The 24428-nt window shown below is 62.7% G+C and carries 28 protein-coding genes and 1 tRNA gene; 14 read left to right on the top strand and 15 right to left on the bottom strand.

Annotated features, from left to right (window positions below):
• Position 1: 1 nt before the first annotated feature.
• Entirely contained in the window at positions 2–1099 is a 1098-nt protein-coding gene (gene lptG, locus ACGYLI_RS05390) for an LPS export ABC transporter permease LptG (protein ID WP_394417820.1), read from the bottom strand.
• Complete coding sequence (gene lptF / locus ACGYLI_RS05385; RefSeq protein WP_394417817.1) at positions 1096–2229, bottom strand: LPS export ABC transporter permease LptF; 1134 nt, start codon at positions 2227–2229, stop codon at positions 1096–1098. The genes lptG and lptF overlap by 4 nt, the downstream gene beginning before the upstream one ends.
• Before the next feature lie 131 nt (positions 2230–2360).
• On the opposite strand from lptF, the gene ACGYLI_RS05380 reads away from it, so the two are divergent.
• Together ACGYLI_RS05380 and ACGYLI_RS05375 are read left to right on the top strand one after the other, a co-directional pair.
• Positions 2361–3833: a leucyl aminopeptidase gene (locus ACGYLI_RS05380; protein WP_394417814.1), complete on the top strand. Its 1473-nt coding sequence runs from the start codon at positions 2361–2363 to the stop codon at positions 3831–3833.
• Between the two features lie 7 nt (positions 3834–3840).
• Positions 3841–4299, top strand: coding sequence for a DNA polymerase III subunit chi (locus ACGYLI_RS05375; RefSeq protein ID WP_394417811.1), 459 nt, complete (start codon positions 3841–3843; stop codon positions 4297–4299).
• 52 nt (positions 4300–4351) lie between these two features.
• Here ACGYLI_RS05375 and ACGYLI_RS05370 read toward each other — a convergent pair whose 3' ends face one another.
• The 4 genes from ACGYLI_RS05370 to ACGYLI_RS05355 form a co-directional block, all read right to left on the bottom strand.
• The gene (locus ACGYLI_RS05370) at positions 4352–4837 is read right to left on the bottom strand and encodes a hypothetical protein (RefSeq protein ID WP_394417809.1); all 486 of its coding nucleotides are present in this window, start codon (positions 4835–4837) and stop codon (positions 4352–4354) included.
• A gap of 153 nt (positions 4838–4990) precedes the next feature.
• Entirely contained in the window at positions 4991–5572 is a 582-nt protein-coding gene (locus ACGYLI_RS05365; protein WP_209217741.1) for a TIGR02281 family clan AA aspartic protease, read from the bottom strand.
• Positions 5573–5617: 45 nt separating this feature from the next.
• Positions 5618–6256 carry a MarC family protein gene (locus ACGYLI_RS05360; RefSeq protein ID WP_067266625.1) on the bottom strand — a complete coding sequence of 213 codons (639 nt, stop codon included), beginning with the start codon at positions 6254–6256 and terminating at the stop codon, positions 5618–5620.
• 91 nt (positions 6257–6347) lie between these two features.
• Positions 6348–8210 (bottom strand): ABC-F family ATP-binding cassette domain-containing protein, encoded by a 1863-nt coding sequence (locus tag ACGYLI_RS05355; protein ID WP_394417806.1) that lies wholly within the window; start codon positions 8208–8210, stop codon positions 6348–6350.
• 106 nt (positions 8211–8316) lie between these two features.
• On the opposite strand from ACGYLI_RS05355, the gene ndk reads away from it, so the two are divergent.
• The gene (gene ndk / locus ACGYLI_RS05350) at positions 8317–8739 is read left to right on the top strand and encodes a nucleoside-diphosphate kinase (RefSeq protein ID WP_067266630.1); all 423 of its coding nucleotides are present in this window, start codon (positions 8317–8319) and stop codon (positions 8737–8739) included.
• Between the two features lie 61 nt (positions 8740–8800).
• Here ndk and ACGYLI_RS05345 read toward each other — a convergent pair whose 3' ends face one another.
• The 3 genes from ACGYLI_RS05345 to ACGYLI_RS05335 form a co-directional block, all read right to left on the bottom strand.
• A complete protein-coding gene (locus tag ACGYLI_RS05345) occupies positions 8801–9223 on the bottom strand; it encodes a DUF4112 domain-containing protein (protein WP_394417803.1) in 423 nt (140 codons plus the stop codon).
• A gap of 95 nt (positions 9224–9318) precedes the next feature.
• Positions 9319–9441, bottom strand: a complete 123-nt coding sequence (locus ACGYLI_RS05340; RefSeq protein ID WP_269451603.1) for a hypothetical protein — start codon at positions 9439–9441, stop codon at positions 9319–9321.
• Between the two features lie 145 nt (positions 9442–9586).
• Entirely contained in the window at positions 9587–10501 is a 915-nt protein-coding gene (locus tag ACGYLI_RS05335) for an MBL fold metallo-hydrolase (RefSeq protein WP_394417800.1), read from the bottom strand.
• A gap of 44 nt (positions 10502–10545) precedes the next feature.
• Here ACGYLI_RS05335 and ACGYLI_RS05330 point away from each other — a divergent pair, with 44 nt between their 5' ends.
• A complete protein-coding gene (locus tag ACGYLI_RS05330) occupies positions 10546–11868 on the top strand; it encodes an ATP-binding protein (protein ID WP_394417797.1) in 1323 nt (440 codons plus the stop codon).
• Positions 11869–11937: 69 nt separating this feature from the next.
• Entirely contained in the window at positions 11938–12387 is a 450-nt protein-coding gene (locus ACGYLI_RS05325; protein WP_394417794.1) for a DUF4442 domain-containing protein, read from the top strand.
• A gap of 27 nt (positions 12388–12414) precedes the next feature.
• Here the strand turns inward: ACGYLI_RS05325 and ACGYLI_RS05320 are convergent.
• Positions 12415–12491 (bottom strand) — tRNA-Ile (locus ACGYLI_RS05320).
• A 128-nt stretch (positions 12492–12619) separates the two neighbouring features.
• Here ACGYLI_RS05320 and purM point away from each other — a divergent pair.
• From purM to rnd, 3 genes are all read left to right on the top strand, one after another.
• A complete protein-coding gene (gene purM, locus ACGYLI_RS05315) occupies positions 12620–13666 on the top strand; it encodes a phosphoribosylformylglycinamidine cyclo-ligase (protein WP_394418293.1) in 1047 nt (348 codons plus the stop codon).
• A complete protein-coding gene (gene purN / locus ACGYLI_RS05310) occupies positions 13663–14259 on the top strand; it encodes a phosphoribosylglycinamide formyltransferase (RefSeq protein ID WP_394417792.1) in 597 nt (198 codons plus the stop codon). The genes purM and purN overlap by 4 nt, the downstream gene beginning before the upstream one ends.
• Positions 14260–14338: 79 nt before the next feature.
• Positions 14339–15496, top strand: coding sequence for a ribonuclease D (gene rnd, locus ACGYLI_RS05305; RefSeq protein ID WP_394417789.1), 1158 nt, complete (start codon positions 14339–14341; stop codon positions 15494–15496).
• A 58-nt stretch (positions 15497–15554) separates the two neighbouring features.
• Here the strand turns inward: rnd and ACGYLI_RS05300 are convergent, their stop codons facing one another.
• Positions 15555–16073, bottom strand: a complete 519-nt coding sequence (locus tag ACGYLI_RS05300; RefSeq protein WP_394417786.1) for a hypothetical protein — start codon at positions 16071–16073, stop codon at positions 15555–15557.
• Positions 16074–16199: 126 nt separating this feature from the next.
• On the opposite strand from ACGYLI_RS05300, the gene ACGYLI_RS05295 reads away from it, so the two are divergent.
• Positions 16200–16610, top strand: a complete 411-nt coding sequence (locus ACGYLI_RS05295; protein WP_394417783.1) for a SufE family protein — start codon at positions 16200–16202, stop codon at positions 16608–16610.
• Between the two features lie 3 nt (positions 16611–16613).
• Here ACGYLI_RS05295 and ACGYLI_RS05290 read toward each other — a convergent pair whose 3' ends face one another.
• Together ACGYLI_RS05290 and ACGYLI_RS05285 are read right to left on the bottom strand one after the other, a co-directional pair.
• Positions 16614–17258, bottom strand: a complete 645-nt coding sequence (locus tag ACGYLI_RS05290; protein WP_394417780.1) for a DUF1638 domain-containing protein — start codon at positions 17256–17258, stop codon at positions 16614–16616.
• Between the two features lie 50 nt (positions 17259–17308).
• Positions 17309–18007 carry a corrinoid protein gene (locus tag ACGYLI_RS05285; protein WP_394417777.1) on the bottom strand — a complete coding sequence of 233 codons (699 nt, stop codon included), beginning with the start codon at positions 18005–18007 and terminating at the stop codon, positions 17309–17311.
• A gap of 201 nt (positions 18008–18208) precedes the next feature.
• On the opposite strand from ACGYLI_RS05285, the gene ACGYLI_RS05280 reads away from it, so the two are divergent.
• Positions 18209–19285, top strand: a complete 1077-nt coding sequence (locus ACGYLI_RS05280; protein WP_394417774.1) for a PA0069 family radical SAM protein — start codon at positions 18209–18211, stop codon at positions 19283–19285.
• A 3-nt stretch (positions 19286–19288) separates the two neighbouring features.
• On the opposite strand, the gene bmt is transcribed toward ACGYLI_RS05280, so the two are convergent.
• Together bmt and ACGYLI_RS05270 are read right to left on the bottom strand one after the other, a co-directional pair.
• Positions 19289–20302, bottom strand: coding sequence for a betaine--homocysteine S-methyltransferase (gene bmt, locus ACGYLI_RS05275; RefSeq protein ID WP_394417771.1), 1014 nt, complete (start codon positions 20300–20302; stop codon positions 19289–19291).
• 134 nt (positions 20303–20436) lie between these two features.
• Complete coding sequence (locus ACGYLI_RS05270; protein ID WP_394409613.1) at positions 20437–20754, bottom strand: DUF1476 domain-containing protein; 318 nt, start codon at positions 20752–20754, stop codon at positions 20437–20439.
• A gap of 167 nt (positions 20755–20921) precedes the next feature.
• Here ACGYLI_RS05270 and purC point away from each other — a divergent pair, with 167 nt between their 5' ends.
• From purC to ACGYLI_RS05250, 4 genes are read left to right on the top strand one after another with little or no spacing between them, the layout of a single operon-like run.
• The gene (purC, locus tag ACGYLI_RS05265) at positions 20922–21683 is read left to right on the top strand and encodes a phosphoribosylaminoimidazolesuccinocarboxamide synthase (protein ID WP_067266657.1); all 762 of its coding nucleotides are present in this window, start codon (positions 20922–20924) and stop codon (positions 21681–21683) included.
• 48 nt (positions 21684–21731) lie between these two features.
• Entirely contained in the window at positions 21732–21962 is a 231-nt protein-coding gene (gene purS, locus ACGYLI_RS05260) for a phosphoribosylformylglycinamidine synthase subunit PurS (protein WP_394417768.1), read from the top strand.
• Positions 21962–22630 carry a phosphoribosylformylglycinamidine synthase subunit PurQ gene (purQ, locus tag ACGYLI_RS05255; protein ID WP_394407819.1) on the top strand — a complete coding sequence of 223 codons (669 nt, stop codon included), beginning with the start codon at positions 21962–21964 and terminating at the stop codon, positions 22628–22630. The genes purS and purQ overlap by 1 nt, the downstream gene beginning before the upstream one ends.
• A 36-nt stretch (positions 22631–22666) precedes the next feature.
• Positions 22667–24427, top strand: a complete 1761-nt coding sequence (locus ACGYLI_RS05250) for an ATP-binding protein (protein ID WP_394417765.1) — start codon at positions 22667–22669, stop codon at positions 24425–24427.
• Position 24428 lies beyond the last annotated feature (1 nt).

Below are 24428 nucleotides of genomic sequence, written 5' to 3'. Positions count from 1 at the left end.
GTCAGCCGTCCTCCGCATGCAGTAGCAGGCCTAGCGCCAGAAAGATCGCCGCCACGGGCGGCGCCCAAGCGGCAAGGATCACGGGGATCTGGCCATTCTCGCCAAGGATCTGTGCGAAACTGCGAATGAAATACAAACCGAACCCCAGCAAAATCGAGGCCAGCACAGCAACGCCGGTCCCCCCAAAGCGGGTATGGCGCATGGTGAATGCGCTCGCAACCAGAACCATGGCCACCAGAAAGAAGGGCCGCGCAAGCTCGGCCTGAAGCCAGACCTCATGCTGGCGCGTGCTGAACCCGGCCTGTTCCAACTGTCGGATAAACTCGGGCAGTTCATAGATCGAAACGGCAGCGACACGGCCAATGCTCTCGCGGATACGCTCGACGGTGAGGGAAGAGGGGATCGTCAGGGTCTCATGCACCTCCGCCGCGCCTTCGGCGTTCACCCCGGCCGCCAGCGGCCAAATCTTTGCCCCGGTAAGTTCCCAATCGCCGCTGCTAAGTTGTGCGCTTTCGGCTTCGATGCGCCGCACCGGGCCCTTCTCGGCATCATAGCTGATAATCGTGACGTTATAGAGGACAGAGGCGTCGGCGTTGGTGCGCCATGCGCGAATGACCGATTGGCCTTCCTCCGTGCCTTGCCGCAGCCACAGCCCCTCGTCACTGACCGAGAGCGCCGCGCGGCCATTGGACCGGTATTCTTGGGTCAATTGCTCGGCCCGCTCACTTGTCGCCGCGACGATGGGGTTGAGCATGGCCACGGCCAGCGTGCCGATGATCAAGGCCACCATCACCGGGGCCACCAGCGCGCGCAGGGCCGAGCGGCCCGCGGCTCGGGTCACCACCAATTCAGAAGACCGGGCAAGCCCAATGAAAAGCGCCACCGTGGCGAGGATCATGATCAGCGGCAGGATCATGTTGATGGTCTGGGGCATATGCAGCAGCGTCATGCCCAGCACCTGATCCCAGCCCACATCGTCATCCGCGAAACGCCGGGCCTGATCCACACCATCGACCAGCATCACCAGCGCGGCCAGCACCCCGGTGATGACGAGAAAGCTCATGAAAAAGCGGCGGGCGAAATAGAAATGCAGGATCATGTGGCGGCCCTCTTGCCACGCAGACGCCGCCTTATCCAGCGCGGATGTGCGGCTTGCCAAAGCATTGCCAGCGTCAGCACGGCCCCGATGAACGAGGGCAGATAGGCCAGCGGCCAGAGCGCCGCCGCCTCGCGGATTTGCACGACCATCGTGCCCCGCAGCCCGTCGATGGCGATGAGCAGGCCGAAAGCGATCAGCGCCTCGCGCCAGACGCCAAAGCGGGAAAAACCGCCGAGGATCAAAGTCGCGAAACCAATCATCGCGGCGACGAGGCAGAACAGCGGCTGCGCGAAGCGGCCATGCAGCTCTTCGGCCACCACGCCCGGCGAGGTGTCGGTCGCCGCCGCGACCCCGTCCCAATCCCAAAGCAGATCAGGCGTGACCATGGCGCTGACCGACAGGTCGATTTCGTCTCCGCTGCTGACCAGCGGGGAGATATCGAACGAAAAGTCGCGGAATTTGGCCGTGGCCAAACGGTTGCTCTCGGTGTCCAGCCGTTGCGCCATGCCGTTGAGCATGATCAGCGTCGTGTCGTCGCCGTTGCGGGCGAGGTAGGCTTCGGCGGCGGTGTAGATCACGCCTTCGTCGGCCTTGCGCCGGTCCGACAGGAAAACATCGCGCAGCACGCCGTCACTGTCGATGGCGCGAGTATAAAAGGTGACATCGTCGGAGGGATGCAGAAAAGTCCCCTCCGTCAGCAGCCTTGCGGTGAGGTTGCGCGAGATCTCGGCCTCGCGCTGCTTCAACTGCCCCTGCGCCATGGGGACCAGAAAATGGCTCAGCACTGTCATCATCGCCGCCACGCAGAGGCCAAAGACGAAGACGGGCCGCGCCAGCCGCCACGGGCCAGAGCCTGCGGCTTGGAGCACCGTCAACTCGGATTCGCCCGACATGCGGTTGGTCACATAGACCGAAGCGGCAAAGGTCGCGATGGGCAGGACGGTGACGATGAGTTTCGGCAGGCCGAGGGCCGTGAACTCCAAAAACACCAATGCGGATTGGCCATCGCCAATCAAACGGTCGAATAGGACCACCGCGCGGTTGATCCAGAAAAGCGCCACCAGCACCAAAGCGAAAAAGCCGAACATAACCAGAAGTTGCGACAGCATGTAGCGGTCAATTCTTGCCACTCTGATCCCCCGAGATGCTCTGACGGCCTTTGCGCAGATCTTAAAGCAATTCGCGGGGCGGGAAAACTGCTATCTGGCCATGGGCCGCACGGCGCGCTAGGTCTGGGGCAAAATCAACCATGAGGCATGCCATGACCGATCTGACCCCTATCACCTTCGCCGAGACCGACATCGACCGTATCGCGGGGCATTCCGGGCGGATCGCGCTGTTTCTGGAACCTGAGGGCCGTTTGGATGCCGGGGCGCGGCGGGTGAACCGTCTGACCAAAGGCGCTTTGCAGCGGCTGGTAGAGAGTGAGCGTTTCGCGGCGCTGAAACCCGGCGAGGTTCTCAGCATGGGATATCCCGCGGGCATGGCAGCAGAGGCAGTCGACGTGGTTCATATGCCGCGCCGGGCCGAGGTGATGACCGCGCGCAAAGCCGGGGCCGCGCTGGCCAAGCGCCGGGGTGACAGCGATCTGCTAATGCTCGCCGCCGCGACACGCCGGGTGGCCGATGTGGCCTTTGGGATGGCAATGCGGGACTACGGGTTCGAAGATCACAAATCCGCGCCCAAGGTGCGCAAAGGCACGGTTGAGGTCATGTGTTCCAAACCCGATGACGCCCGCGAGGCCGCCGCACCGCTCATGGCCGTGGCCGAAGGGGCCTTCATGACCCGCGATCTGACCAACGCGCCCGCCAACATCCTGACCACCACCAATTTTGCCGAACGTCTGGCCGAGATGGAAAGCTTGGGCCTGAAAGTTGAAGTTCTGGATGAGGAAGAGCTTGCAAAGCTTGGAATGCGCACGCTTTTGTCTGTGGGGCAAGGCTCGGACAGCCCGTCGAAAGTGGTCGTGATGCGGTGGGAAGGCGGCGCCGATGACTCAGCCCCTCTGGCGCTGGTCGGCAAGGGTGTGGTCTTTGACACCGGCGGCATCAGCCTCAAACCCGGGGCTGGCATGGAAGACATGACCATGGACATGGGCGGCGCGGGCGTCGTCTCCGGCGTGATGCGTACTCTGGCGCTGCGCAAGGCCAAGGCGAATGTCGTGGGGCTTGTGGGTATCGTTGAGAACATGCCCTCGGGCAATGCCACCCGCCCGGGCGATGTGATCACCACGATGAAGGGAGACACGGTAGAGGTCATCAACACCGACGCCGAGGGGCGTTTGGTGCTCTGCGATGTCATGTGGTACGCCCAAGACCGTTTCAAACCCGCGGCGATGATCGATCTGGCCACGCTGACCGGGGCCATCATCATCGGGCTGGGCCATGAGAACGCCGGGGTCTTCTCGAATGACGACGGGCTGTGCAACGATTTCCTCAAAGCCGCCGAGAGCGAAGGCGAGGGCGCGTGGCGGATGCCGCTGGGGCAGGGCTATGACGACCTGCTGAAAAGCCGCGTGGCCGATATGAAAAACATCGGCGGGCGTCCGGCCGGGTCGATCACCGCGGCGCAATTCCTCAAGCGGTTCGTCAAGGATGAGACACCTTGGATTCACCTCGATATTGCCGGTGTCGCTTCGTTGAAATCCGAAAGCACGCTGGCGCCTGCGGGCGCGACGGGCTGGGGCGTGGCGGCGTTGAACCGTCTCGTCGCCGATCGTTTCGAGAAGGGCTGAGCGACGGATGGGGGCGGCTTACTTCTATCACCTGACCCAGCGACCTATGGTCGAGACGCTGACGATGCTGCTGGAAAAGTCGCTCGCCAATGGCTGGCGCGTGGCCCTGCGCGGGACGGACCGGGCGGGGCTACAGGCGCTGGACCGGGCGCTTTGGACCTATGCGGATGACAGCTTTCTGCCCCATGGCATGGCGGGTGGGCCGCAGGACGCGGATCAGCCCGTGCTGCTGATGCTGGAGGATGGCGCCCCCAATCGGGCCGATTGTCTGATGACGGTGCATGGGGCCGATGTCACCGCTGCGGAAGTGGCAGCGCACCAGCGGGTCTGCGTCTTGTTCGACGGGCATGATCCCGTCGCGCTGGATCAGGCGCGCGGCCTGTGGAAGCGGCTGAAATCCGAAGGCGCCTCGGCCCAATATTGGTCAGAGGAAAGCGGCCGCTGGGAAAAGAAGGCCGAGACCTGAAGGGCGGCAGTGCAGGGGCAGGGGCCGAAAGCCCGCCGCCCCTGAACGCGGCTTAGGCCGCTTTGTCGAGCGCGGGTTTCGCGGCAGCGGCGGCTTTGCTCGCCTCAGCCTCCGGCGCTGCGGGTTCGACCTTGCTGACATAGGATTTGGCCGCTTCGACCGCGCTGTTGTTCACCGGCGCGATCGTGTCCAGCAGGGCGCGGGTGCGCTGGCTGTCGACGCTGCGTTGTGCTGCGGCGCGGGCAAAGGCTTCGTCATCCGCGCTCGTGGCCTTTTGGGCCGTCTCGACCGGTGTTGCCTGCCCTACGGCTTGCACCGCTTCGGTCTTGGCAGGGGCTTGCACGGATTGAGGTTTCGACGCCTCTTGCGCCGCCGCGCTGTTTTGTGTGGCCTGCCCGTCGCCGGCGGGTTTCGCCTGCGCCTGCGGGTTGTTGTCCTTGGTCTTCTCGACCTTCTCCGGCTTTTCAGCCTTCTCCGCCTTAGCGGGTTTGTTGCTTTGTTGGTAGGAGGATGACCCACCAAAAATGTTCATCAGCATAGCAGCACTTTCTCCAAAATTGGGTACAGTTGTGCCCTGCAGATATCCGCTCAAAAGGGCGGGAACCTGTTCAATTCACGGCGAATGCGGCGTCATTTTGCGGCGTGTTTGATGTTTTGCCCCGTATTTCCGGCAAGGTCTTGCCCTATTCCGTCAGCGGCTCAGGCGCAGTTCACCGCCGCTGATCTCGATCCGGCCCCAACGTTGCAGGTAGCCCATGCCGAGCAATGATTGCGACATGATCCCGTCATTCACCACCGCGGGGACGTTGTGATCGACCGCATGGCCCACCACCACCTCGTCGAGACGCACGAAGGCGGTGCGCGTTTCGCCATTGGCGGTGCCCGCGCGGCCAAGGTAATCCAGCCCCTCGGGGTCGATGCCGATGCGCGCCGCGTCGGATTTGGTCAGCACGATATCGGATGCGCCCGTATCGACGACAAAGCGCACCGGCGCGCCGTTGATCTGGGCCGTCAGGTAGTAATGCCCATCGCGCCCGCGCGGCAGCACGATGTCACCCTCTTCGCTGATGGTGAGATGTTGGCGGGCGCTGTCGCGGGTGATGTCTTGCCACAGGCCGACGCCCGCCGCGGCACCGGTAAAGATCAGCCCCCAGACCGCCGCCTGTTGCAGGGTTTTGTTCATATTCGGGCGGCTATGCATGAAAAACCAGCCCGCCACCATGGCCAGAAGAACGATGAGATAAATCAGATGTGCTGTGTCGATTTCGGCCATGAACGCGCCCCCTTACATCTCATATAGGAAGGCCGCGCGGAAATGTCAGCCGGACGTGGGGCCGGGGCCAAAGCCAAAGGCCGCCAAGCCGTCGAGCACGAATTGAACCGAAAGCGCCGCCAGCAACATGCCAAGCAGACGGGTCACGATGTTAATGCCCGTCTTGCCCATCGCCCGCTCAAGCGCGCCGCTGACCTGCATGGTCAGCGCCATGACCACCAGTGTCAGCGCGGTGATCACGATAATGGTCAACAGCCCTTCGCCGCCCGGTTTTTCCCCCGTCAGCAGGATGACCGAGGCGATGGAGCCGGGGCCCGCAATCAAAGGAATGGCCATGGGGAAGACGGAAGGGTCGTCGTGGTCGTCTTCATCCGCGCGGTCCTCGCGCCGTTTGGTGCGGCGGTCGAAGAGCATGTCGAGCGCGGTGATGAACAGCAAGATGCCGCCCGCGACGCGGAAGGCGGGCATGGAGATGCCGATGAAGCCCAGCACCGCCTCGCCGAAAGCGGCAAAGATCAACAACACCAACCCGGCCACGCCCACCGCGCGCCATGCGATTTTGCGCCGCTCTGCATTGCTCATCCCACGGGTGAGCGCGAGGAAGACCGGCGCGATGGCGATGGGGTCGATCACCACGAACATCGTGACGAGGGCGGTGATCATATAGGCGGTGTCGAGGGTCATGGGGTTTCCTTGGCGCGGGGCTTCTTGCCAGAATGCACGAGGGCCGCCCCTTAGGCGACCCCTGCGATGTGATAAAGTGAACGCTTCCGGGTCAGGCCGTGGCCTTCTCCAGCTTTTCCTGTGCGCCCATCCAAAGCGATTCCGCGCGGTCCAGCGCCTCCATCACCTCGGCGTATTTCTTGTTCCAAACCTCAAGCTCACCGGTTTTGGCGTCCTCGTAAAGCGCGGGATCGGCGAGTTTCTTGGCGAGCTTGTCGCGCATCTCGTTGATCTTCTCCATTCGAGCTTCGGCCTTGCGGACCTCGCTGCGCAGGGCCAAAACCTCATCGCGGCTGGCGCGTTTGGGTTTGGGCGTTTCTTTCGGCTTGGCGGGGTTCTTGCTAACCGGCTTTTCCGGCGTCAGCAGCATTTTGCGATAGGCTTCGAGGTCTTCCTCATAGGGTTTGACCGTGCCTTTCGACACCAGCCACAGCCGGTCGGCCACCAGCGACAGCAGGTGCATGTCGTGGCTAACGAGGATCACCGCGCCCGAGTAGCGCGTCAGCGCCTCCACCAGCGCTTCGCGGCTTTCGATGTCGAGGTGGTTGGTCGGCTCATCAAGGATCAGCAGATGCGGCGCGTGCAGCGTCGCCAGAAGCAGCGACAGCCGCGCCTTCTGCCCGCCCGAAAGCCGCCCGACCTCGGTCTCGGCCTGTTCGGGGCCAAGGCCGAAGCCCGCAAGCTGCGCGCGCAGCTTGGATTGTAACACGCCGGGGCGGGCGGCGATCATGTGTTGCAGCGGGGTTTCCTCGACGATCAGCTCATCCACCTGATGCTGGGCGAAGAAACCCACGCGCAGCTTGGAGGAATTGACCTGCCGCCCGGCCATCAGGGGCAGGCGGTCCGACAGAAGTTTCGCCAGCGTCGACTTGCCCTGGCCGTTCTTGCCCAGAAGGGCGATCCGGTCGTCTTGGTCGATGCGCAGGTTCAGCCGCGTGAGCACCGGGTTGTCGTCGCTATAACCGACTGCGCCGTTCTCGATATTGATGATCGGGGGCGACAATTCTTCAGGCTCGGGGAAGGTGAAGACCTTGCGCGCCGCCTCCTCGGGCGCGGTGATCATGTCCATCTTCTCGATCATCTTCAGACGCGATTGCGCCTGTTTGGCTTTGCTGGCCTTGGCCTTGAAACGGTCGACGAAGGCCTGCATGTGATCGCGCCGGGCCTGCTGTTTCTTGGCCATCGCCGCCTGCAACGCGCGTTGCTCGGCGCGCTGGCGGGCGAATTGGTCGTAAGGGCCTTGGTAATAGGTCAGCTTGCGATCTTCGAGATGCAGGATGCCGCCCACGGCGCGGTTCAACAGGCCGCGGTCGTGGCTGATGATCAGCACCGTATGGGGGTATTTCGCCAGATAGCTTTCCAGCCAGAGCGCGCCTTCGAGGTCGAGGTAGTTGGTCGGCTCGTCCAAAAGCAGCAGGTCGGGCTGGGCAAAGAGCACGGCGGCCAGCGCCACGCGCATCCGCCAGCCACCGGAGAAGGCGGAGCAGGGCATCTGCTGCTCTTCGTCGTCGAAACCAAGCCCCTTGAGGATCGACGCCGCGCGGCCTTCGGCGGACCAAGCGTCGATATCGGCCAGACGGGTCTGGATGTCAGCGATGCGGGCAGGGTCTTCGGCGGTCTCGCTCTCTTTCATCAACCGGGCGCGTTCAACGTCGGCCTCCAGCACCGTGTCGATGAGCGAGGTCTCGGACGAGGGCACCTCTTGTGCCACACCGCCGATCTTGGCGCGGGAGGGCAAAGAGATATCGCCGCTATCGAGTGACAGCTCACCACGGATGATTTTGAACAGCGTCGTCTTGCCCGCGCCGTTGCGCCCGACGATGCCGACCTTATGCCCCTCGGGGATCACGGCGGAGGCTTCCTCGAACAGGGGGCGGCCTTCGACGGAGTAGTTGATTTCTGAAATGCGTAACATGAAAGCCGTTTGGAGCAAGCGGGGCCGAAGGTCAATCACGGCTTTTCATGGGCCAGACCCCATGCTAGGGAGCGCGCAAATCAACACCCGCTATGGAGTACAGCCAATGGCCCTCGAACGCACATTCTCGATCATCAAGCCCGACGCAACCCGCCGCAACCTGACAGGCGCCATCGTCAAGAAATTCGAAGACGCGGGCCTGCGCGTTGTCGCACAAAAGCGCATCCACCTGACCAAAGCGCAGGCGGGCGAGTTCTACAAGGTGCACGCCGAGCGTCCCTTCTACGACGAACTGTGCGAGTTCATGGCCTCCGCGCCGATCGTGGCCCAGGTTCTGGAAGGTGAAAACGCCATCGCGAAAAACCGCGAAGTGATGGGCGCGACCAACCCTGCCGATGCGGCAGAGGGTACCATCCGCGCAGAATTCGCTGAAAGCGTTGGCGAAAACTCCGTCCACGGTTCCGACGCACCGGAAACCGCAGCGGTTGAGATCGCTTACTTCTTCTCCGGTCTGGAACTGGTCGGCTAAGCCACCCGTTCTTCGGAAAGACTGAAAGGGTCGCCTTGGGGCGGCCCTTTTTCTTTGGTGATCAGTTGTTGAGCGTCGGGTGGTGCGAAGACATGCGCCCTTCGACATCGCCCATCGGCGGGGCTTTGGCAGCTTGGTCTTTCAGGTGACGCTCCAGCAAGTCGACGTTGCGCAGTTTCGACTTCCAACCGATATCGAAAAGGTCACCGAACAGCGGGACCGAGCCGATCACATAGTCGACCCCGGTGTTCAACAGCATTTTTGCTAGCACGTTTTTCGGCGCGCCCATGCGGTGCGATTCTTTTAGGATATAGGCTGCGGGCAAAAGGGCGAGCGTATCGCCCACCACCGGCACGAGGCCCAGAATCGAATCCCATCCCATCCGCACGCCGACGATCGGCAGCTTAAAGGCGCTGTCCATGCTGACGGCCAAACGGCGCAGACGGGCGAGGTCAGCTTCGTGAGAGGGGGTATGGGGTTTCATATCTTTCCTTGCGTGTTGCTCTAGGCGGCAAACGCATGGTCCGGCCCCAAAGTTCCCCCATCCACCGGCCCCATCCGGTGCGCGGGGAGCGCCGTTCAAAGACTGGCGTAGTCGGTGATCAGCGGCGTGGGGCGCTGCGGTGGTTGGGCCGAGGTGCCGTTCGGCTTCGGCGCAGGCTTTGGTTTTTGCGGTTGCGGCGTTCTGTCTAGTCGGGCCATCGGGTAGCTCCTTTGCTGCTCGCTGGGGTTTGATGTCTCTCACCCCCGCAACCAGCTTGGGCGCGGTTCGGGTCCATAAAGGGGCCAGATTGCGCCCAGAATGGGGCATTTGTTGCGATTTTGCGACGGAAAGGCCCGCATTCTCCTATGAGTTGAGAGTGAAACGCGCCTCTGCCTGCAAGGTGCCCTCTGGGGCTACGCGCCCCCGGCCTGTCAGATCGACCAGATGCGCCAGCACGTTTCGGGTGGCCGCGCCTAAGAGCGCGGAAGGTGTTTCGGTATAGATGGCGCAAGCGAGGTCCTCCGCCGTCGCGGGTCCGGCAACCAGTGCGTCGAGGATCGACACCTCCCGCGCGCGACGATGCGCCACCAACCAGTCGAGCCGCGCGTTGGGATCGCTCACCGGGGCGCCGTGACCGGGATAGAACACCCGCCATTGCCGCGCGCCCAGCTTCTCGCAAGAGGCCATGAAATCGGTCAGGTCCCCATCAGGGGGCGAGACGAGCGAAGTTGCCCAGCCCATGACGTGATCCGCTGTCAGACAGGCATCGCCCCAAGCGAGGCTAACGTGATTGCCTATATGGCCTGGCGTGTGCAGCACCTCCAGCGTCCAGCCGTCCCCCTTCAGTACATCCCCATCGGCCAAAGTGTGATCAGGGCGAAACCCGTGGTCCACACCTTCGCCGCCGCCCATCAACCCCGCCTCAGCAAGCCCCTGCATCACCGTCGAACGGCCCTCCGTGGCCTCACCGAAGGCCCATACCTCGGCCCCCGTACGCGCGGCCAGCGGGCGGGCGAGCGGCGCGTGATCCAGATGCGTATGGGTCACGATGATATGGCTGATCCGCTGCCCGGGCTGGATTGCGGCGAGGATCGCCTCAAGATGCGCGGGGCTGTCGGGGCCGGGGTCGATCACCGCCACGCCGGTCTCGCCCAAGAGATAGGTATTGGTGCCGCGATAGGTCATCGGTGAGGGGTTGGGCGCCACGATCCGCCGCAGCCCGGGTTCCAGGGTTTCGGCAAGGCCGATCTCGGGGTCGAAGTTGTCGGGCGGCAGCATGGTTTCACCTTTCGCTGGGGCAGGGGGCTGGCTAAGGTCTAGCCATGAATTTTGCCTGGCTCAAACGATATGTTCCGCGCGGCATCTATGGACGCGCCGCGCTGATCCTGCTGTTACCAGTGGTGTTTTTGCAGTTGGTCGTCGTGGTGATCTTTGCGCAGAGGCATTTCGAAGGTGTCACCGGCCAGATGACCGATACGGTTCTGCGGGAACTGGAACTGGTCATGCTGGCGGTCGGAACGGCCCCCGATGCGCAATCCGTGCCCACGGCGGTTGAGGCGCGGGCGGGCCCGCTTGATTTCGTGGTGACCCCCGCCAACCGTCCGCTGCCCGAAGAAGACAGCATGCTGTGGTACGATTACTCGGGCCGCGTCCTCATTCCCCGGCTACGCAGCAAGATGGACGGGATCGAAGCGGTGGACCTCAGCGATGACGATTTCGTCGTGCTCTATATCGAAAGCGTGCGCGGGCCGTTGCGAATCCAGTTCGAGCGGCGGCGCATCTCGGCCTCGAACCCGCATCAGCTTTTCGTCTACACCGTGTTTTTCGGCGTGCTTTTGAGCTATATCGCCACGATCTATCTGCGCAATCAGCTGCGCCCGATCAAACGTCTGGCCCGCGCGGCGGAGGCCTTTGGCCGGGGGCGGCATGAGCCTTATACTCCCACCGGCGCCATCGAAGTCCGCGCGGCGGGCAATGCCTTTGTCGACATGCGCGCCCGGATCGAGCGGCAGATCGAGCAACGCACGCTGATGCTCTCAGGCGTGAGCCACGACCTGCGCACACCGCTGACCCGCATGCGCCTCGGCCTGTCGATGATCGACGAAGAGGATGCAGCCCCGCTCTTGGCCGATGTCGATGATATGCAACGGATGCTGGACGAATTCCTGAACTTCGCCAAGGGTGCCGCCGAGGGTGAGCCCGAAGAGGTGGCCCCACATGGGTTCGTCAGCGCCATCGTGGAAGACGCGCAGCGGGCCGGGCGCAGGGTCACGCTGCTGCCGCCCGAAGGCGCGGGCGAGGGGATCGTGAAGCTGCGCAGGGTCGCGATGCGCCGGGCGGTGGACAACCTTATTTCCAACGCCGTGCGCTATGGCACGCAGGCCGAAGTCTCGGTCATGCTGAGCGATCGCACCCTGCGCATCCGGGTCGAAGACGATGGCCCCGGCATCCCCGAAGCGCGGCGGGACGAGGCGACGCGGCCTTTCTCGCGGCTTGATCCTGCGCGCAACCAAGACAAGGGCGGCGGCGTGGGGCTTGGCCTTGCCATCGCCTCCGACATCGCGCGCGCCCATGGCGGGGTGCTGCGGCTTGGGGAATCGGACCGCCTTGGCGGGCTGCGCGCCGATATCGTCATCGCGCGGTGACCCGGCGGCATGATTGTGCCGCGGGCCGGGCTTTGTCACAGTGAGGCGACCCTAATACGGAGCGCAGCGATGACCCCCTATGACATGATCAAAGCCCATCTCGACACGGCCGTACCCTTTGCCGCCCATGTCGGGGTGAAACTGCTGGAGATCGGAGACGGCACCGCCAGCGCCGAATTGGTGCAGCGGCATGAGACCTCGAACCACATCGGCACGCAGCATGCGGGCGCGATGTTCACGCTGGGCGAAGCCGCATCGGGGGCCGCCATGGCGGGGGCGATTGCGCCGGTGATCATGGATATGCGCCCCGTGGCGGCCATGGGGCAGATCACCTTTAAAAAGATCGCCGAAGGCACGCTGACCGCCCATGCCCAAACCTCGCGCCCCGGGGCCGACCTGCTGGCCGCGCTGCAAGAAGACGGCAAAGTCGCCTTTGACGTGGCGGTCGACATCCAGAGCGAAGCGGGTGAAACGGTGGTCGAGATGCAGGTGAACTGGCACGTCAGCGCCAAACGGTGACGGCCACGAAAGGCGGGGGCGGAAGTATGGTAGGCCCGGCAGGACTTGAACCCGCAACCAAAGCGTTATGAGCGCTCTGCTCTAACCAATTGAGCTACAGGCCCGCCATGGGCGTTTGGGTATGACGCCGCAGGCCGAGCGTCAAGACATTAGCTGCACCAAATGATTGCAGTGGGCCGCGCAATACTCTAACTCCGCGCGCAAGGGAAAATGCGCGCCGGGGGCCATGACCATGACGAAATCCGACAACGGAATCACCTATGCCGAAGCAGGCGTGGATATTGACGCAGGCAATGCGCTTGTAGAGCGGATCAAACCGGCGGCGAAATCCACCGCGCGGCCCGGTGTGATGTCCGGCCTCGGCGGCTTTGGCGCGCTGTTTGATCTCAAGGGCGCAGGCTTCACCGACCCGGTGCTGGTCGCCGCGACCGATGGCGTGGGCACCAAGCTGCGCATCGCGATTGATACGGGCAATGTCGACAGCATCGGCATTGATCTGGTCGCCATGTGTGTCAACGATCTGGTCTGTCAGGGGGCCGAGCCGCTCTTCTTCCTCGACTATTTCGCCACCGGCAAACTGGAACTCGACAGTGCCGCGCGGATTATCGAAGGCATCGCCAAGGGCTGCGCTGATTCCGGTTGTGCCTTGATCGGGGGCGAGACGGCTGAAATGCCGGGCATGTATCACGCGGGCGACTTCGACCTCGCTGGTTTCTCGGTCGGCGCGATGGAGCGGGGGACCGAGCTGCCGCGCGATGTGAAAGAGGGCGACGTGCTCTTGGGCCTGCCGAGCGACGGGGTGCATTCCAACGGCTACAGCCTCGTGCGCAAGATCGTCGAGCGGAGCGGTCTGGGCTGGGGTGATGATTGCCCATGGGGCGAGGGTGATCTGGGCAGCGCGCTGCTGACGCCAACGAAGCTCTACGTCAAAGGCGCTGTGGCCGCCCTGCGCGCCGATGCCGTGTCGGCGCTGGCGCATATCACCGGCGGTGGCCTGACCGAGAACCTGCCGCGCGTCCTGCCCGTGGGGCTGGCTGCTGAGATCGACCTCAATGCATGGGAACTCCCGCCGGTGTTCAAATGGCTGGCCGCCGAAGGGGGCATGGCCGAGGCCGAGATGCTCAAGACCTTCAACGCCGGGATCGGCATGGTCGCCGTGGTTTCCGCCGACAAGGTCGAGGCCGCCAAGGCCGCCTTTGGCGAGGATGGCCATAGCGCGATTGAGATCGGGCGCATCACCACTGGCAATGGCGTCACCTATTCCGGCGCGCTGCTTTGACCAAGCGGGTTGCGATTTTCGTCTCGGGCGGCGGCTCCAACATGCGGGCGCTGGTCGAGGATATGACCGGCGACCATGCGGGCCGCCCCTGTCTGGTGCTGTCGAACAACGCGGATGCGGGGGGGATCGCTTGGGCGCAGGGGCAGGGGATCGCGACCGAAGTGGTCGATCACCGCCCCTTCGGCAAGGACCGCCCGGCTTTTGAGGCGGCGCTCAGCGCTGCGATTGAGGCCCATTCGCCCGACATCATTTGCCTTGCCGGTTTCATGCGCAAATTGACCGAAGGATTTACAGATGCCTGGGCCGGTCGGATGATCAACATCCACCCCTCGCTTCTGCCGAAATATCGCGGTTTGCACACCCATGCCCGCGCGCTGGAGGCTGGCGATACCGAACATGGCTGCACCGTGCATGAGGTGACCGCCGCACTTGATGACGGTCCGATCCTTGGTCAGGCGCGCATCCCCGTCCTGCCCGGCGACACGGCCGAGAGTTTGGCCGAGCGGGTGCTGGTGCAGGAACACCGCCTTTACCCCGCCGTGCTGCGCCGTTTCGCCGCCGGTGAGCGGGAGCCGGTCCTGCTCACGGGCTGACGCTGGTCAAACCCTCTCGCGTGATGTACCTCTTTGGCAAAGCCCGATGACCGGGCGTGCAACATGTCAAAGAGCATATATGAAAACCATCACCACGACCGCCGACCTCGCGCAATTCTGTGAAGAGGCTGCGCGCCATGATTACGTGACCGTCGACACGGAATTCCTGCGTGAGCGGACCTATTATTCCAAACTCTGCCTTGTTCAGCTTGCCATGCCCGGCACCGATGACAGCAACGCCGTGTTGGTCGATCCTTTGGCAGATGGCATCTCGCTTGAGCCGCTATACGATCTGTTCCGCGACACATCGGTGGTCAAGGTCTTCCACGCCGCGCGGCAGGATCTCGAGATCTTCTATGTTGACGCCAAGGTCTTTCCCAAGCCGCTGTTCGACACGCAGGTCGCCGCGATGGTCTGCGGCTTTGGGGAACAGGTGGGCTATGAGACCTTGGTGCGCAAGATCGCGCATCAGTCGCTCGACAAGACCTCGCGTTTCACCGATTGGTCGCGCCGCCCGCTGACCGAGGCGCAGAAGACCTATGCGCTGGCCGACGTGACCCATCTGCGCCAAATCTACGAATTTCTGGCCCGCAAGCTTGAACAGACCGGGCGCGCGCGGTGGGTTGCCGAAGAGCTTGAAACGCTGCTCAGCCCCGACACCTATGTCACCCAACCGCAGGATGCGTGGAAACGGGTCAAGACCCGGACCAATTCGCCCAAGTTTCTGGCGATCGTCCGCGAGTTGGCGGCCTTCCGTGAGGATTACGCCCGCAGCCGCAACATCCCGCGCAACCGGGTGTTCAAGGATGACGCGCTGGTCGAATTGGCGAGCCTCAAGCCCTCGAATGGCGAAGAGTTGAACCGCGCCCGGCTGTTGCTGCGCGAGGCCCGCAAGGGCGATATTGCCGAGGGTATCCTGAAGGCTGTGGCCGCAGGTGTGGCCTGCAAGCCTGCCGACATGCCCCAGCCCGACCGCAAGCGCGACAAGTTGCAGGTGAACCCGGCCTTGGCCGATCTTCTGCGCGTGCTGCTCAAGGCCAAGACCGAAAGCGCAGGCGTCGCGGCCAAGCTCATCGCCTCGGCCAGCGATCTCGACATGCTCTCGGCGGGGGAGCGTGACGTGCAGGCGCTGCGCGGCTGGCGGCACGAGGTGTTCGGTGCCGATGCGCTGCTGCTCTGCGAGGGCAAGATCGCCTTGGCCGCTGACGGAAATGACGTGAGAGCCGTCAAAGTCTGAAACGAAAAGAGCCGCCCGATCAGGGGCGGCTCTTTCTCAATAAAGGGCAGGCGGCGTCTTAGCGTCGAGAGACCAGCGCGTTTAGCTGCCCTTCGACGCGAATCTCGCGCACCCCGGCCAGCATCTGATCGGTAAGGCGACGCCCGGCAATCACTTCGCGCGTGGGGCGGCTGCCTTGCGGGGTGGCCTTGTCGGGCCGGACCCCTTCCAAACGATAGGTCAAAACACCGTCGACGGGCATCTCATCCGGCGTCGCGGGGGTCAGGCGCACTTTGTAGATGCCTTGGCGTGCCGCCAGCCCGGTGGCGCGCAGAATCGCACCGCCCGGCACCGGCTCGATGGTCAGATCGGTGATCTGCTCAAAGGGGCGCCCCTCATAGGTGTCGACCTCAACCGCGCGCCGCGCGAACAGCCCGCTGCGCTGCGGAATCAGGGGGTTCGTGCCCTCCGCCGGGGCGGTCTCAACCGAACGGGCGGGGCCGAACCAATTCAGCGGGTTGATGCGGCTGTCACGGACCGTGCCGCAGGCGGATACCAAAAGGGTCGAAGCCAAAAGAGCGAGGATTGTCTTGCGCATGGGAACCGCCGTTAAGTTTACTTGCCTTGTGCTACCCCATCCCGCCAGCCTTGGGAAGGGGGTGGACCTTTGCCCATGGGCATCCTACCTGTCAGGCAATGGAATTCACCCGAAGAGAGTGCACAGATGGCCACGCCCGCCTTTGAAGAACTGGTCGAGGATTTCGAGTTTCTGGACGATTGGGAAGACCGCTATCGCCATGTGATCGACCTTGGCAAAGCGATGGAGCCGCTGCCTGAGCCGCTGCGCGTCCCCGCGACCAAGGTCGATGGCTGCGCCTCTCAGGTCTGGCTGCATGCACAGTTCGAGGGCGGGAAGCTGCATTTCGACGGCGCCAGCGATGCGATGATCGTCTCAGGGCTGATCGCGGTTTTGCGCAATCTTTACAACGGCTTGACACCTAGTGAGGTGGGCGGCGTCGATGCCAAGGCGGAACTGGCGCGGCTGGGGTTGAACGACCACCTCTCGGCGCAGCGCTCGAACGGATTGCGCGCGATGATCGAGCGGGTGCGCGAGACGGCAGCGCAGGAAGCGTAGCGCTCAGAGGACGCGCAACGCGCTCTCCAAATCCCCGTACCCCGTGAATCGCCGCTCAAACGCAAGGCCGAGCCGCGCGGCGCAGTCTTGGGCCTTTTCGGTCAGCGCCGGGTCATCCGTCTGCGCCTGATAGACCAGTTTCTCGTAATTGCCGAAATACATGTCGCGCAGCTCGGGATGCCGGTCGAGGCCCATGGGTTTGATGATGAAGGCTTCGAACTGCCGCACCAGAAAATCGGTGAGATAGAAGGTGGTGATCTCATCTTCGGCGGTTCTGGCGAAGCTCTCGTTGCCCTGAAAAAAACTGTAGCAATGCGGCCCCGCGACCATCTGCACGCCCATCTCTTCGCAGGCCCGTTCCAGCCCGCCGCCCGTGCCGCAATCGGCGTAGACGACAAAGAAATCGTCATAATCCGCGCGATGTTTGGCGACCGTGTCGCGCACCGCTTGGGTGATCTTTTCCGGGTAGAGGTGATATTTTGCCGGAAGGCAGGTCAGGTCCAGATGGGTCCAACCGTTAGCGGCCTTCAAATCCAGAATCTCACGCGCCAGCGCGCCACAGGCGATTAGCAAGATACGGCCCGCGCGGGTTGGCGCGAGCCCGTCTTGGGTCAGGGTCCGATCATCTGGCAGTTTACTGTCGCTCATGGCGTCACCATCGCATGGCAGCGATGCCAACGCAAAGCAGGGAAGGTAGGTTAGGCGTTGGCAGAGTTATGTTTTCGGCCCATCCAGTCTTTCGCCGTTTCAACCGCCACGGCAGCATCGCGGCAATAGGCGTCAGCCCCGATGGCCTTGCCGAATTCTTCGTTCAGCGGCGCGCCACCCACCAGCACGATATAGTCTTCGCGCTTGCCCTGTTCGACCAGCGTGTCGATCACCACTTTCATATAGGGCATGGTCGTGGTCAGCAGGGCGGACATGCCAAGGATATCGGCCTTTTCCGCTTCGAGCGCTTCGAGATAGGCTTCGACCGCGTTGTTGATGCCCAGATCGACAACTTCGAAACCCGCGCCTTCCATCATCATGCCGACGAGGTTCTTGCCGATGTCGTGAATGTCGCCTTTGACGGTGCCGATCACCATCTTGCCCACGCGCGGCGCGCCAGTTTCCGCAAGCAGCGGCTTGAGGATGGCCATGCCGCCCTTCATCGCATTGGCAGCCAGCAGCACTTCGGGCACGAAGAGGATCCCGTCGCGGAAATCGGCGCCGACGATGGTCATGCCGCCGACAAGCGCCTTGGTCAGGATCTCATAGGGTTCCCACCCGCGGGCGAGCAGGATTTGCACCCCTTCTTCGATCTCTTCCTTGAGACCGTCATAGAGGTCATCGAACATCTGCTGGACCAGTTCTTCGTCGTCCAACTCGGCCAGGATGATATCGTCTTCTTCCGACATGGTGTTTCCTTCTGCTGGGCGTGCAGGTGCATGACACTTGAGCCCTTGTCTCACGGAATGTTAGCGCCGGGGTCGCGGTTTGCGACATCGGCCGCGCCTTGCGCGACGCCTTGGGGGCAAACTACTGCTTTTTGCGGTGTAAGGACAAGGGTTTGCACGAGGTTACTTGCCGATGTTCGTGCAATGTTCTAACCTTCTTTCATGGATAGGGAAGACCAGCGATTCCGCGTGCTTGGCCGCGCGGCAGGCAGCAATGATGCGGGCCGGTTTGAGCGTCATACCCGTGTCGCCGAAGATGACGGTTGGGCGCGTGACGAGGTGCTTCCGGTGCTGCGCACCCAGACCAGTATCGAGGTGCCGCGCCGGGTGATCACCTATAACCGCTCGCCGGATTTGCCTTTCGACCGCTCGATCAACCCCTATCGGGGCTGTGAACACGGCTGCGTTTACTGTTTCGCGCGGCCCAGCCATGCCTACCTCGGCCTGTCGCCGGGATTGGATTTCGAGACGCAGCTGATCGCCCGCCCCGAAGCGCCGGACGTTCTGGCGCGGGAGCTGCGGTCGAAGCGTTATCAAGTTGCGCCCATCGCCATCGGCACCAACACCGATCCCTATCAACCGATCGAAAAGACCCATGGCATCATGCGAGAATGTCTTGAGGTGTTATCGGCGTTCAATCACCCGGTGGCGATCGTCACAAAGGGCAGCCTGATCGAACGCGACATCGACATCTTGGGCGACATGGCTGGGCGCGGATTGGCAGCGGTCGGCATTTCGGTGACCACGCTGGACGCAAAGCTCAGCCGCCTGATGGAGCCGCGCGCGCCCGCACCGCAGCGGCGGTTGCAGGTGATCCGAAAGCTGTCGGAAGCAGGGATTCCGGTGCGGATCATGGCATCGCCGATGATCCCGGCGCTGACGGACCCGGAGTTGGAGGCGATCCTCACCGCCGGGCGCGACGCGGGCGCGCGGCATGCAAGCTGGATCATGCTGCGCCTGCCGCGAGAGGTGTCGCCGCTGGTGCAGGACTGGCTCGCCAGCCATTACCCCGACCGGGCCGAGCGGATCATGGCGCGCTTGCGCGATATGCATGGGGGCAAGGAATATGACGCGGGCTGGCACAAGCGGATGCGGGGCGAGGGGCCATATGCGCAGATGGTGGCGCAACGTTTCGACCTGGCGGTGAAACGTTTGGGGCTGGCCCGTTCCGGCGTGCCGCTGCGCTGTGATCTGTTTCGACCGCCCTCCGAAAAGGGCGATCAATTGAGCTTGTTCTGAGCCTCAGCCCCGGCGACGCCCGCGGCGCGGTGCGCGGGTGGGGCCTTGGCCATCAGTGCCATCGCTTTCGGAAGAGAAATCGCCAATCTCTTCGCGGATCTGGTCCAGTGTGGGCGCCGGGCCTTTTTCGGTGCTGTCGAGCGCCTCGCGCATGGCGACCAGATGCTCAGGCAGGGTGCCGCAGCAGCCGCCGATGATGCTTGCGCCTGCGTTGCGGGCCATCACCGCATAGCGCGCCATCAACTCGGGCGTGCCGTCATAGTGGATGTGACCTTCGACGTATTTCGGAATGCCTGCGTTGCCTTTCGAAATGATCGGCAGCGTGCCGTTCTTCGCGGCAAAGCCAAGCACGGTGCGCAGCAAGTCAGAGGCACCGGTGCCGCAGTTGGCGCCATAGGCCAGCGGCATGTTATCGAGCCCATGCGCCAAGTCGACCATCCCTTCGGAGGTCAGCCCCATCATCGTGCGGCCCGCGGTGTCAAAGCTCATCGTGCCACACCACGGCAGACCGGCAAGCTGGAAGCCCTCAGCAGCGGCGCGGTATTCTTCGGGGGCGCTGATCGTCTCTAGCCAGCCGATATCGGCACCGCCGGCCTTGAGCCCATCGGCAGTCTCGTGGAACATCTCAACGGCGAGGGAGTGGGACAGGGTGCCCACAGGCTCCATGATCTCACCCGTGGGGCCGACAGAGCCTGCAACGATCACCTTACGCTCGGCGGTATCGGCCACCTCGCGCGCCAGCTCGGCGGAGACGCGGCTCAACTCATGCACGCGGTTCTGCGCGTCGTGCAGCTTGAGGCGGGCGGCATTGGCACCAAAGGAGTTGGTCAGGAACAGATCGCTGCCCGAATCCACCGCGAAACGGTAGAGCTTGGTGATCTTGGCGGGCTCGTCGGTGTTCCACAATTCGGGCGCATCGCCCGACATCAGCCCCATGTTGAACAGATTGGTGCCCGTGGCCCCATCGGCGAGCAATGTGCCCTTTTCAGCGAGAAGATCGGTGAATGCGTTGCTCATGGGGGCTCCTGTTGGGTCTGGGAATTTCGCCTGATGTCACGCGGGCCACTTGGGGGCAATCTCATAATATTCATCTTCATTATGAGGGCAGGCGGGAAGGCTGCGCCGCGGTGCTAAGACCGGGGCGCAGGGGGTCAGCTTGTCTCGCTCAGCAGCTGCGCCTTGGCCTCGGCCATTAGACTTTGCATCTTGGCGCGGATCGTCGCCTCATCCGCGCGGTCGCCCAGATCGCCCGAGACTTTCCGATAAACGTCTTCGTCGCCCGCCTCTTCGAAATCGGATTTCACGACCTCTTTGGCATAGTCCTCGGCATCGCTGCCGGATTTGCCTAAAAGTTCAGCAGCCCAGAGACCCAGAAGCTTGTTGCGCCGCGCCTCGGCGCGGAATTGCATATCCGCATCGTGGGCGAACTTGCTTTCAAAGGCATTTGCACGGTCGTCAAAGTTGCTCATGGCGGGTCTCCGGTTGCTGCGATTACCCTATCGATATGCGAACGCAGGCCCGTTCTCGCAAGTGGCGGGGCAAAGGTGGCGGGCCATGCTTGCAGCAGCGGGGTGCTTGCACTAAGAGAAGCGCAAGCGGCGGGGATGTTCCCGGCCCCCTGTTGGAAAGGATGCCCATGGCCCGGCGCAACAAGATCTACGAAGGCAAGGCAAAGATCCTCTATGAAGGTCCCGAGCCCGGTACGATCGTTCAATATTTCAAAGACGATGCCACGGCCTTTAACGCCGAGAAGAAAGCCACGATCGAAGGCAAGGGCGTGTTGAACAACCGCCTGTCCGAGTTCTTTATGACCGGGCTGAACAGTATTGGCGTGCCGACGCATTTCATCAAACGCCTGAACATGCGTGAGCAGCTCGTCCGTCAGGTTGAGATCATTCCGCTGGAAGTGATCGTGCGCAACTATGCCGCCGGTTCCATGTCCAAGCGCCTTGGCATCGAAGAGGGCACGCAACTGCCGCGCCCGATTGTCGAATATTGCTACAAGGACGACTCGCTCGGCGATCCGCTGGTCACCGAAGAGCATATCGCCGCATTCGGCTGGGCCAGCCAGCAAGATATGGACGATATCCTGAGCCTTGCGCTGCGGGTTAATGACTTCATGTCGGGCGTGATGATGGCCGTGGGCATTAAGCTGGTGGACTTCAAGATCGAGATTGGCCGCGTTTACGACGGTGATTTCCAGCGTCTGATCGTCGCCGATGAGATAAGCCCCGACAGCTGTCGCCTGTGGGACATCGAAACGGGTCAGAAGCTCGATAAAGACGTGTTCCGCCGCGACCTGGGTTCGCTCACCGATGCCTATACTGAAGTGGCCAAACGCCTTGGCGTCATGCCCAAGAACAACGCGCCGGTGACCAAGCCGACGCTGATCAACTAACGCGGCTTCGCCGCTCAATTTGCAGATGTTACAAAGGGGTGTCGCGCCATGAAAGCACGGGTGCATGTGATGCTGAAGAACGGGGTGCTCGACCCTCAGGGCGAAGCGGTTCGCCACGCGCTCGGAGCCTTGGGCTTTGACGGGGTGAACGGTGTTCGTCAGGGCAAGGTGATCGAACTTGACCTCGCCGAAGGAACCTCTGAGGCCGATGTGGACGCCATGTGCGAAAAGCTCTTGGCCAATACGGTGATCGAATCCTATTCGGTGGAGCTGGCCTGATGCACGCAGCGGTGGTTGTCTTTCCCGGGTCCAATTGCGACCGCGACCTTGCCGTGGCTTTTAAAGCCGCGGGTGCCAAGGTCTCCATGGTCTGGCACAAGGACAGCGAACTGCCGCAAGGCGTTGATATCGTGGGGATCCCCGGCGGGTTCTCCTATGGCGACTACCTGCGCTGCGGGGCCATCGCCGCGAATTCGCCGATCTGCCGCACCGTGGCGGCCCATGCGGAACGGGGCGGCTATGTGCTGGGCATCTGCAACGGTTTTCAGGTGCTGACCGAAACCGGCCTGCTGCCCGGCGCGCTGCTGCGGAACGCAGGGCTAAAGTACATCTGCAAAACCGTTGGTCTGAAGGTCGAGACTACAGCGAGCGATTACACCAGCGGCTACACCGCCGGTCAGGTCATCGACATTCCGATCGCCCACCACGATGGCAACTATTTCGCGGATGACGAGACGATTGCGAAACTGCGCGGCGAAGATCGCGTGGCCTTTAGCTATGCCGAGAACCCGAATGGCGCGCGCGATGATATCGCGGGCATCCTGTCGGAAAACCGCCGGGTGCTGGGCATGATGCCGCACCCTGAGCGGGCGGCGGAAGCGGCGCATGGCAATACGGATGGGGCGGCGCTCTTCCGCGCATTGACCGGTGCTTTGCAAACCGCCTGACTTGAGTGCGGCGCGCGGAGCGCGTAGGTTGCCGCGATGAGTGATACATCCGGTTCCGAAGGCAATAGCATGGCCGTATCCTGGCGGGTGCGGTTCGCCATCGCGGCGCTGATGATCCTCGCCGTGGTGACGATTTCGATCACCAACAAACTGCTGACCGACCGGTTTACCGAAAGCACCCGCAACCGCGCCGAACTGCGGATCGCGCTTTATAGCGGCAACCTGCTGGCGGAACTGCGCCAGAATGCCATCGTGCCGCAGCTTTTGGCGCGTGATCCCACCTTGATCGGGGCGCTGCAAACGGCGGATTATTCCCTGTCGACGCAACGGCTTATCTCCTTCGTGGAGGAGATCGGCGCGGCCTCCTTGATGCTTTATGACATCGACGGGCGCACGGTGGCGGCGACCGACCGCAACCGTTTGGGCTCTGCGCATAAATCCGAGCCTTATTTCGTCGACGCCATTCGCTCCAACGCCACAATCTTTTCAACGATTGAGCGGGAGCAGGGCGGCTATCGTTTCCTCTATTCGCGGCGCATGCAGTCGGGCGGCACGACCCTTGGCGTGATCGCGGTCGAGGTCGACTTGCAGAAGTTCGAGCGCGCTTGGGCCGGGATTTCCGATGCGGTGATTGTCATGGACAGCACCGGGCAGATCATTCTCGCCACCGAGCCGCGCTGGCGTGGCCTGACCGAACCCGAAGCCTTGGCCAACCACACGCCGCAAAGCGCCATTGAGCGCGCCATCCAAGCCACCACCGATTGGACCGCGCTGCCGCCCGACGCCTATTTGAAGGGCGAAGCGGTGATGCGTCTGGAAAACCGGATTCCGTTCCGGGGCTGGCGGATGAGCAGTTACACCACCTATGCCTCGGTCCGCGAAAAGGTGAACGGCGTGCTGGCGCTTGAGGTGATGGGTTTTGCGATCCTGCTGGCCTTGGCGTTCTACTTCCTCAGCCGTCGCACGGCCGGAAGGCTGGCGATCTTCCAACGGGAATCGGCAAAACTCAGGGCGCTGAACCTTGCCCTGCAACGTGAGATTGCCGAACGAAAGCGCGTGCAACAGACCCTCGCCGTGGCCGAGCAGACCCTTGAACAGTCATCGAAACTCGCCGCCTTGGGCGAGATGTCCGCCGCCGTCAGCCATGAGTTGAACCAACCGCTTGCCGCGATGAAGACCTATCTGGCGGGCGCGCGGTTATTGCTCAACCGCAACCGGCAAGATGAGGCGTTGTCGTCCTTTGGGCGGATCGACGATCTGATCGAACGGATGGGTGCAATCACCCGGCAGCTGAAATCCTATGCCCGCAAGGGGCAGGAGGCCTTCTCTCCGGTGGATATGGGCGCGGCCTTGGCCTCATCCTTGTCGATGATGGAGCCACAATTGCGCCAACGACAGGTCCAGATCAGCCGGATTCTGCCCGATAATCCCGTCATGGTGATGGGAGACCGTATGCGGATCGAGCAAGTTATGGTAAACCTGTTAAGAAACGCATTGGACGCAACAAAATCGGAACGAAACCCTCAGGTGGACATTATACTATCAGCGGGGGAGACGGCGACATTGACCGTGCGCGACAATGGCCCGGGGATCGAAGACTTGGACGCGCTGTTCGAACCTTTCTACACGACCAAACAGCCCGGCGATGGCGTTGGGCTGGGTCTTGCCATTTCATCGGGGATCGTGAACGACCTCGGTGGAAGGCTGACGGCGCGCAACGGACAGAACGGTGGCGCTGTTTTTGAAATGCAACTGCCCATATTGGCAGATGAAACGAAGATAGAAGCGGCGGAGTGAA

Origin of the sequence: Sulfitobacter sp. 1A13421, from assembly GCF_043557285.1 — a bacterium.
Classification (GTDB): domain Bacteria; phylum Pseudomonadota; class Alphaproteobacteria; order Rhodobacterales; family Rhodobacteraceae; genus Sulfitobacter; species Sulfitobacter faviae.
The sequence above is the reverse complement of the archived record's forward strand: the minus strand, read 5'-3'. Positions and strand labels throughout refer to the sequence as shown.